Origin of the sequence: Paenibacillus sp. GCM10027628, assembly GCF_042676385.1 — a bacterium.
Taxonomy (GTDB): Bacteria; Bacillota; Bacilli; order Paenibacillales; family NBRC-103111; genus Paenibacillus_E.
Genome location: NZ_JBHTHA010000048.1, coordinates 124,235 through 130,899 on the forward strand (window position 1 = coordinate 124,235; position 6,665 = coordinate 130,899).

Below are 6,665 nucleotides of genomic sequence, written 5' to 3' on the forward strand. Positions count from 1 at the left end.
TCCTTCTGCACATCGCCATTCTCTCCCGTGCTCACATCACCCTCCAGATCGGCAAAGCGTGCAAAATCGCCTTCGTCACTTCCTCCGTCATTTTGAGTACGCTGTAAAGCGAAGTCGTCTGCAGAATCCCATACTGTTTCGGTCCGTCCGCGTTTACAATCGCAGCGATCGTATAATCCCCGACCTGCGGAAGCACTTTACCTAACGATTTGCCCGGCGCCAGCGGTTGATTGGACACTTGGTACAAACCCACGGATTGTTTCTGCCCTAAGCACGCATCGATTGCTATAATTACGCTACCTTCAGGAATTTCCTTCAAGCGCTCCACGAGATTACTGGCATCACAAGGCGCCTCCAAAGTGCCAATAACCATGGGATATCCCGCTTCCCTTAGTCTTGAACCAACAAGAGGGCCAAGCGCATCACCCGTTGAACGATCCGTTCCTATACATACAAATGCCACAGTATCCGGCTTGAGCCCCTTCTCCTTTACGATTTCTAAAAGAAACAGCCTCAGCTGTTCCCCATTTATTTTTCTCCAGTATTGCTCCTGAGTCCCAGCACGTTGTTCCCCCATAAGCCCTCCTCTTCAAGCCTTCAGGATGATTGCTCCTTGCTTCCGCCCAATGTTATAATGCGGTCAACTTCTATTCTTTCACAAGGAGGTGCACCATGTCCACCCTCGGAATTGTCACAATCCTGATCCTCCTCTACTGGATTATCATGTCGTTAGAAGCCTATCGCGGCTTACATCTGATGCATACGCTGCCCAGGTCAATCAAGCAACCGGACAAGCCTCCCCTCGTATCTGTGATCATTGCCGCCAAAGAAGAGGAGTCCACCATTCTCGATACGGTACGGCATCTGCTCTCGCAAAATTATCCCCGCCTCGAGATCATCGCTGTCAATGACCGTTCTAAAGATGCTACGGGCGTCAAGCTTGAAGAGCTGCGCAAATGGTCCGAATACAAAGAGGGCATACGCACTCCGTTGCAAATCATTCATATCACCCATTTGCCGGAAGGCTGGCTTGGCAAGAATCACGCCCTATATCAAGGATATTTGCAAGCTCGAGGTCAGTACTTGCTGTTTACCGATGCGGATATTATTTTTTCACCTGCAACTATATCGGATGCCGTCGCGTTTATGAAGGAACATGAAGTGCATCACCTCACGCTGACGCCAAATATGATCGCCCGAGGCTCGCTGTTACGAGGCTTCGTTCATTTTTTTCTGTTTTCATTTTCTCTATTTGTTCGTCCATGGCGGGCCAATATTGACGGCTCCCGCCGCCAAGGCATCGGCATCGGAGCCTTTAATATGGTTAGCCGCGCCGCCTATGAAGCCATCGGCACACACAAGTCCATCGCGTTGCGTCCGGATGATGACTTACAGCTCGGTATCTTCCTCAAACGCGCAGGCTTTAAGCAAAAAGTGCTGTCCGGCAAACACACCCTGCAGGTGGAATGGTACCGCTCACTTAGGGAAGCCATCACTGGATTGGAGAAAAATCTATTCTCCGGCTTTCATTACAGTTTTGGCATTGCTCTGCTGGCCTGCATCGGGCAGCTGATTTTCTTTATATTCCCATGGCTAGGCCTCTTGGTCTTTTGGGATTGGAAGGGTGTCGCCCTCAGCATCTCCGTTATCCTGCAAATCTGGCTGTATCGCATTTTGATCGATCGAATCATGGGCAAGCGTGGGAGCGAAGCCTACCAGCTTCCTATAAGCGCTGCGCTTCTTCTTTATACCATCATTCGCTCGGTCTGGCTCACTTGGAAACAGGGTGGCATCTATTGGAGAGGAACGTTCTACTCCCTGCGCGAATTAAAAAAGAAATAAGAGCGGAAGGAATGAACGCAGCCATGCTTATCAAACACAAAATTGCACACCTCGGAGTACTAAGCGGCCTGCTGGTCTCAGTTTTCGCCTTACCTAACGCCGCATCGGCGCAAGATTCCGTCCAGACCCAAAGCCGTACCCTTTCCTACAACGGTAAATCTTTCACAGCCCAATGGATATCCGTCGATCTCAAAGATCCTTATATCCGCGTGAAGCCAGTGACTGCAGAGGCCGGCATCGGGCACGACGAATCTTTCGATTCCATGATGACAAGAAGCCATGCGCTAGCCGGCATCAACGGAACTTTTTTCGACTCCTATGAAAAAGACGTCACCAAGCGCTACCCGAATGGCCTGCTCATCGACTCTGGTGAACTTATACACTCGGGAATCAATTCTGCTTTTCTCGTACTAGCTGACAAAACAGCCAGCTTGCAGCGTATCGAAACTACGCAAAAAGTCACCGTTAACCACCAAAATAAGCCTTATACCTTTACCGCCTGGGGTATAAACAAATACTATGGTGATTCGGAAAACGATCAAGTCGTGTGGTATACCGGAGCATTTGGGAAACGGGTTGATTTTCCGAACTCGACCAAAGCCGTCATTCAAGAGGGTAAAATTACTTCCATCACTCAAGACGGTGTTGATATTCCCGAAGATGGGTATGTCTTGCTTATCGGTTCAAGCGCCAATAATTCAACCTATGTGCTACCGAATATTCATGTCGGAGATCCTATTAAACTAGCAACAACCCTGAACAACCTGGATTCAGGCAGCAGTTCGGCTTTACCCGCTGTGGATGCTGCGGTCGGCGCAGGTCCCCGACTTCTGACCAATGGCCTTCCCGATATTGATTTTACGAGAGACGGCTTTACCGATCCCAAAATAACAACGAATGCCAACGTTCGAAGTTTTATAGGCACGGATGATTCCCATCGGCTTATCATAGGCACACTATCGACTGCTACGATCTCCGATATGGCGCAAGTACTTTTGGAGCTGGGGTTAACGGATGCGATGAATTTGGATGGAGGCGCAAGTTCTGCCTTATTCGCCAATGGATCGATGCTGAGGAATCCCGGGAGGGCGCTTAGCAATGCGCTTGTTGTGGAACGATTAGAGCAACCGCAAATTCAGGTAGAGGTCAATGGACAATTCGTCCAAGAGTTTAGAGGGTATTTGCAGCAGGAGACGAGCATGGTGCCATTCCGCGGCATTCTGGAGCGAATCGGAGCGCAATTTGATTGGAACGGTACGACTCGCACGCTAACGGTACAGTATGGTATCAACCGGCTTCAGCTGCAACCGGACCACTCCGTGATGTTCTGGAACGGAAATGCCGTTACTTTGCCTGAGGCGCCGACCATCGTCGACGGACATATTTATATGCCGCTTCGTGCGGTTATGGAATCGTTGGGCGGTAGGGTCAACTGGGATCCGCAGCTTTTCCGGGCCTCGCTTACGTTTAATGTACCCGGTTGATACGCACAATTCTGTAGTAGAGCTGGCCGCTCACTTGCTGTTCCACTTCCAGATATCCTTCCACATGGACATAATCACCCGTCATATAAGTGGATGCGTCAGATGACTGGGCGTGTGTCATGAACAGTAGAGCGGCTTTTTCATTGCCGACTACGAAACCAACTTGCTCTTTCACTTGAAATTTATCGAGCACCGTCCCATGATGAGACCTCGCTATATGATGAAACCGCCAAGCCCCTTCTTCTTTTATCATAAAATAGAGCACGCGATTTCTATGATGATTACTAAATTCTCTCGTAACGCCGATCATGCAAACGTCTTCGCCCAACCTAAGAAACTCATCGATTTCATAGGATTTTAATCTGAGGCGCATCACATTCTTTTGATGAATATAAGTCTCCATCTCATCGATAGAGCGTTGATCCCTAGGATCCTGCTTCGTGGCGTAAAAAACTTCTTTAATAAACGTATCCGTTTGCAGGCTGCGTGCGCCAAGAAAATGGTTGTAAGTTTTGAAAAAGCGCGTGATGACTCCCATAATCTCCTCTGGAATTGCGGCCGCGATTTCTTTTGTATGTAAAGTACCGATGGATTCGGATTGTTTTTTCCTATGAAACCATTGTTTCCAAACACTTAGTTGCATGGACAACTCGTCACCTGCTTTCTCACTTCCAAACATTCCTTCATTATAGGTGAAAATCAATAAAAATTCGATAAAAATCGCAGAATTTCGCACAAAAAAAAGAAACGCCCGCTTTCGATCCTCTCTTTGAAGAGAGAATTGAAAACAAGCGTTCAAAACCTAACCTTACTTACAGCACTCTTTTCGCTCCTACGTATCTAGCGCTCCAGTACGAGCTTGCCAAACTTTCGATGGCAACTCCTCTTTTGTTAGTCGCAGAAATGAACTCATCATTTCCAACATAAATGCCGACGTGATCGATCGATTTCGATCCAAAGAAGACCAGGTCCCCTACCTTCAAATCCGTTACCGGCGTTCCTGCCTCATTGTGCATATCACCTGATGTTCGCGGCAGATCAATCCCCTTGGATTGAAACACATAGCGTACAAAACCGGAGCAATCAAACCCGTTCGGGGTTGTCCCTCCCCAAGCGTACGGCACGCCCATGTAAGCGTTCGCCGTTTGTATGATTTGATCCGTCATGGACGGAGCAGGCGGTGCAGCTGGAGGTGCTGGTGGCGGTGGTGGCGGTGGCGGTGCGATCCAAGCCGGTTTATGCGACTTGCCATCAGCATCTACAATCGCAATCTGGTTTGCTTCGTTCCACTCGATAGGCGAGCCGAACGTTTCGGTAATAAACCGAAGAGGTACGTATGTATTCCCTTGATAAAGCACCGGGCTGCTCTCCAAGCTGATTCTTTTTTTATCCACGATCGCTTGCTGCACATCTGTGGTCAAAAGGATCGACTGCTTGTTTCGCGTCAAGCCAACAACAACTTCATTCCCCTGCTTAGCCCATGCTACTTCGTATCCAAGCTTCTCAGTAAGAACCCGAAGCGGAACTTGAAGCACACCCTTAGCATCAATAAAAGGCTGGACTTCCGGAAATTGCACAATCTCATCATTGATCTGCACTTTGACCGACGAGGATGGCGCTGCTGCTTGTGCCTGTGACACAGAGAATACGGGTACTGCGGCGCAAATTAATGCGCATGAGCAAATAAGACGTTTTGCAAAAGCTTTCAAAACTTTGCCTCCTTGAAGCCTCCGAGGTTAGTTGACGGGTTCGGGAAGAGGTTTTCCCTAGTGCGCTCTAGCATAGCAGCGCTCATTCACCCCAGATGAAGAAGTCCCCCGTACCGGAGCTTTTGCTGCTCCGAGATTCGGCATTTTTTTACTCTGATAGACTAGCATAAATCGAGCTTTATTTACAACTTTTGCGAATTAGTAATTGTTGCCAATCACTCTATCAATGAGCTGCTATATCCGAGATGAAAGACGCTATAAGGAGGGCAGCCATGACACCGCCTGCGATTCTAGCACGAACTATGGATGATTGTGACGCGGCTTGCATTCCCGATACTCCGATATTCTTGCGAAGGGTACGATAATACAATATCGCCCCCACAACAATCAAAATCACCTCCAGTGATCCGCTAATAGCGGGCCATTGCCATAGGCTGAATCCTAGCAGTGGAAGCCCACCCACATTCCCCGGCAAGATCGGCATATCCATACGATGAACAAGTAGATCCAATACCCAGTGGCTAAAAGTGAGTAAGCCAATCGTGATCCCGCCTCTTTTCCCCCATAATTTCCAAGCAACCAAAGCCGATAACAAAGCAATGATGCCTGCACCGACCAGTGAATGCGTATAATCGGCGTGAATGATACCTTCCCCATACCCTGTTCCATGACTATCATCGATCTTTTCAATCCCTGATAAAAATAAAGGTACGAATATAACATCCAGTAGTTGTGTACTCAGCATGAGCGCCCGGATAGGCACCTCCGGAGTTTTTGCTTTTACGGCAGCTGCAAGCCCAAAATGTCCAGCAAACATTCAAATCCTCTCCTTTTTTGTTTTCTTATGGGAATACACTCTGCCTTCCAGCCAACCGCATAAAACCGTAAATAAAAGCATAAACACAATAAATGACATGAGGCCCACCACTTTCTTTTGCTTGTTTACTAATTTAATTAGCATTATAACTAATTATATTAGTTTTATCAATGCCTTTCTTTCTGGACAAAATAAAGAAGCTTAGCAATTCTTGCCGAGCTCCGCGTTATTGGCACACTCATCCACAGATGGGTTCTATCCCTTCCATCAATAATATGAGATAAACCTCTATCGAGGTCTTTCGAAGATGTGCGACCGCGTTAAGCTGAAGGTTTATTCGCCAATAAGAATTTAGTTTTCCGACACATCGGAAACTTATAAATTCATATGTGGTGAAAAAATCCGGCCGTTGCCGGTCCTTATCTAAAGCCATACGTTTGGGAACGAACTTGCCTTTGGCAATCCTCCACCTTCTCGAGAGTCATGACTTTATTTCCCCTCGCCCATTGTAACGATGAAAAACATCTCTACAGCACGTGATACTTGTTGTTGTACGCTTTGCAGCTCTCATGGTGGCTAGCCCCTTATTCAGCTTACATTCCCATTAACATGCTTCCTACGGAAGCAGCTAGCGGTAAATTTGGACGCGCGTCCTACTCTGGTTTTTTCTACGATGCCTTCACGGACGGTCGAACCCTCCGTGGGTTCTCTTCCCTTTCCGCCACAACAAAAAAGATCACCTTTACGGTGATCTCAGCCTGTTGAGAAACCTCAGCAGGCTTTTCTTCATTCCAATTCTTTATCCATTCACCG

Annotated in this window: 6 protein-coding genes and 1 riboswitch; of the genes, 2 read left to right on the top strand and 4 right to left on the bottom strand. The window is 47.8% G+C overall.

Going from position 1 to position 6,665, the window contains the following annotated elements; all coding sequences use genetic code 11:
- Positions 1–31: 31 nt before the first annotated feature.
- Complete coding sequence (gene yyaC, locus ACFQZT_RS29800) at positions 32–577, bottom strand: spore protease YyaC (RefSeq protein ID WP_379306145.1); 546 nt, start codon at positions 575–577, stop codon at positions 32–34.
- Between the two features lie 95 nt (positions 578–672).
- Between yyaC and ACFQZT_RS29805 the strand changes: the two genes are divergently transcribed.
- Positions 673–1,842, top strand: a complete 1,170-nt coding sequence (locus ACFQZT_RS29805; protein WP_379306147.1) for a glycosyltransferase family 2 protein — start codon at positions 673–675, stop codon at positions 1,840–1,842.
- An 11-nt stretch (positions 1,843–1,853) separates the two neighbouring features.
- Positions 1,854–3,326: a phosphodiester glycosidase family protein gene (locus tag ACFQZT_RS29810; RefSeq protein ID WP_379306148.1), complete on the top strand. Its 1,473-nt coding sequence runs from the start codon at positions 1,854–1,856 to the stop codon at positions 3,324–3,326.
- On the opposite strand, the gene ACFQZT_RS29815 is transcribed toward ACFQZT_RS29810, so the two are convergent.
- From ACFQZT_RS29815 to ACFQZT_RS29825, 3 genes are all read right to left on the bottom strand, one after another.
- Positions 3,310–3,969 carry a hypothetical protein gene (locus ACFQZT_RS29815; RefSeq protein WP_379306150.1) on the bottom strand — a complete coding sequence of 220 codons (660 nt, stop codon included), beginning with the start codon at positions 3,967–3,969 and terminating at the stop codon, positions 3,310–3,312. The genes ACFQZT_RS29810 and ACFQZT_RS29815 overlap by 17 nt on opposite strands.
- A gap of 169 nt (positions 3,970–4,138) precedes the next feature.
- Positions 4,139–5,035 carry a C40 family peptidase gene (locus ACFQZT_RS29820; RefSeq protein ID WP_379306152.1) on the bottom strand — a complete coding sequence of 299 codons (897 nt, stop codon included), beginning with the start codon at positions 5,033–5,035 and terminating at the stop codon, positions 4,139–4,141.
- 1 nt (position 5,036) lies between these two features.
- Positions 5,037–5,188, bottom strand: a riboswitch (cyclic di-AMP (ydaO/yuaA leader).
- A gap of 70 nt (positions 5,189–5,258) precedes the next feature.
- A complete protein-coding gene (locus ACFQZT_RS29825) occupies positions 5,259–5,852 on the bottom strand; it encodes a permease (protein ID WP_379306154.1) in 594 nt (197 codons plus the stop codon).
- Positions 5,853–6,665: the final 813 nt, after the last annotated feature.

Coding starts and splice junctions, on each gene's coding strand:
- yyaC (WP_379306145.1), bottom strand. CDS start 577: ATGGGGGAACAACGTGCTGGGACTCAGGAGCAATACTGGAGAAAAATA.
- ACFQZT_RS29810 (WP_379306148.1), top strand. CDS start 1,854: ATGAACGCAGCCATGCTTATCAAACACAAAATTGCACACCTCGGAGTA.
- ACFQZT_RS29805 (WP_379306147.1), top strand. CDS start 673: ATGTCCACCCTCGGAATTGTCACAATCCTGATCCTCCTCTACTGGATT.
- ACFQZT_RS29815 (WP_379306150.1), bottom strand. CDS start 3,969: ATGCAACTAAGTGTTTGGAAACAATGGTTTCATAGGAAAAAACAATCC.
- ACFQZT_RS29825 (WP_379306154.1), bottom strand. CDS start 5,852: ATGTTTGCTGGACATTTTGGGCTTGCAGCTGCCGTAAAAGCAAAAACT.